Source organism: Candidatus Symbiopectobacterium sp. NZEC135 (assembly GCF_025962695.1).
Window position 1 is genome coordinate 1 of record NZ_JAGFPF010000204.1, and the last position, 2469, is coordinate 2469.

At 50.7% G+C, this 2469-nt stretch carries 2 protein-coding genes; both read right to left on the bottom strand.

Going from position 1 to position 2469, the window contains the following annotated elements; all coding sequences use genetic code 11:
• Positions 1-154: 154 nt before the first annotated feature.
• Positions 155-1390 (bottom strand): CaiB/BaiF CoA transferase family protein, encoded by a 1236-nt coding sequence (locus J5224_RS24925; protein WP_264627900.1) that lies wholly within the window; start codon positions 1388-1390, stop codon positions 155-157.
• 74 nt (positions 1391-1464) lie between these two features.
• Positions 1465-2469, bottom strand: a 1005-nt coding sequence (locus J5224_RS24930) for an AMP-binding protein (protein WP_264627901.1), incomplete at its 5' end; no start/stop codon positions are given.

Here is a 2469-nt window from a genome sequence, read left to right on the forward strand (position 1 = left end):
CCGCAAACAAGGATTGTGCGACGATCTCTGTTCCGTTACGCATGATGATGCATTTCGAGGCGGACGAACCGATATCCACCCCCATGGTAAGTATCTCTTGCATACAGCCTCTCTTCGGTACTGACCTGTTCCGATGACACAACCGCCGCGTTAGCTATTCCCGCCAAATGCCGACATCTTTGCTGGCTTCCAGCTTGGCAACCTCATCCGCGCTGTAACCGAGTTCCTGTAGAATGGATGGCGTGTCTTCACCCAGCAAAGGGCCACGCTGATAGTCCGGCAGGCCGCTTTCCAGCAAGCTGATGGGGGGGCGTACCAGCGCCTTTTCGCTACCGTTGGCGTACTGCATGCGATAGAAGGTATCGATGGCCCAGGCCTGCTTATCTTCCAATACCTCTTCCCACAGTTGCGCCACACTGAAGGGAATGTCGTTAACCAGAAAAATTTCCCGCCACTCATTGACGGTCTTCTGCGCCATCTGCTGCCAAATGATGTCGTAGAGTTCGGGCGAACGTTTGTGTTTGGCGACCTCTTGCAGGTGGGTGTAGCGCGGGTCTTGTGCCAGATCCTCACGGCCTATACAGGTGATAAATTTGCTGTAATAGGCGTCATACACCGGCATGCAAATCTGGATAAAGCGATCATCTTTGGTCTTGTAGGCCAAAATAAACGGGCTGGTAGTCGTGCGGCGATCGATAGGATAAGGCTGACCATACTCTTTATATTGCGCGGCCTGGATCATGATCGCCTGCGTGTAGATCGAGGTATGCAGCAAGTTGGTGGATACGTACTCCCCTTCACCGGTATTTTTGGCATGGATATAGGCGGCTAACACCCCAGACACCAGCGCCATAGCGCACTGGTGATCGCCTAAGCCGGGGATCACGTTCATCGGCACCGTGCCTTTCTGATACAGCGATCCCAAAATACCGCCACGCGCATAAAACGCGGTGTAATCAAAGCCGGGCAAATCCTGATCTGGGCCGGTGTCGCCATAGCCAGTGACGCAGGCATAAACCAGATGGGGGAATTTTTGTTTCAGGGTTTCATAATCCAAACCAGCACGATCGCGCGCTTTTGGCCGCCAGTTAGTCAGGAAAATGTCTGCTTTTTCCAGCAGTTGAAATAATATTTTTTGCCCGGTGGCCGTTTTGGTGTTCAGCGCAATGCCGCGTTTATTGGCATTCTCCAGGTCAAAGGTGGTGTTTTCATGCTGATCTAAGGGACGGCCTTCCGTTGGCGCGGTGTAACGTAAATTATCCCCGTCCAGAGATTCTATTTTAATTACGTTTGCCCCCATGTCTGCCAGAATACGTCCGGCAGCAGGAACGGCGATAAATGTCGCCAACTCTACTACGGTAACGCCCGCCAATGCTTTTTGCTTCGCCATACTTTTCTCCTTAATCGATTATTTTGGCTCACGGCATAATGTGGGAAATCGCGTTATTTCCCACCGCGAATTGATTACTCTTCGCTGACCTCTGCGGCATGGGTTAATAATTTCAACTGCTGGACATCAATTTTCCCGCAGGGGGTATAAGGAAACTGTTCTAAAAAATGAAATTGCGCGGGGATCTTGTAACGCGCCAACTGTGGCATTAAAAAGTCACGCAATATTGATTCCGTGATGTGATAGCCAGGTTTAATGCAGAGAGCGGCAATAATTTCCTCTCCCAGCGCCTCCGATGCAATGCCAAATACCTTAACAATCTCAACGCCTGGATATTCTAAAATCGCTTCTTCTATTTCTCGTGGACTGATATTTTCACCGCCGCGCACGATGATCTCTTTTAGGCGATAGGAGTAATGTAAATACCCCTCGGCATCCATAAAGCCAACGTCACCGGTATGTAACCACCCTTCACTATCAAGCACGGCTCGTGTTTGTTCCGGGGCATCGTCATACCCCTGCATCACATGAAACCCTCGTGAACAGATTTCACCCGAAACCCCGCTGGGGCAAAGCGCACCGGATTTGGTGTGAATAATCTTTATTTCAACAAAAGGCAGCGGTTTGCCAACAGAAAAGCATTTAACGACCAGCGGATCGTTAAACAGCGTTTGGGTACAACAGGGTGACGTTTCTGTCTGACCATAAGAGACGGCAAGATGCCGCATGCCAAGATGCTGCGTAATATCCGATATCAGGCGCGGTGAGCAGTAGGCACCCGCCACAATGCCTTTATCGAGGCTGGAAATATCATACTGAGTGAACGCATCGTGCTGCATAAGGCGGCTGAAAATGGTCGGAACGCCATGCAAAATCGTACAACGATAGTGCTCAACGGCCTTCAGCACCGCCTCGGCGCTGTAGTTATTCAGCAACACAATTTTGCATCCCTGATGCAGGGCAAACAACAGCCCGGAAGAGAGCCCGAAACAATGAAACAGCGGCACAGCCAGACACAGTGTATCCGCGTGTGTCACCCCCAAACGCAGGGAAGAGAACAGCGCATTATTAATAACGCT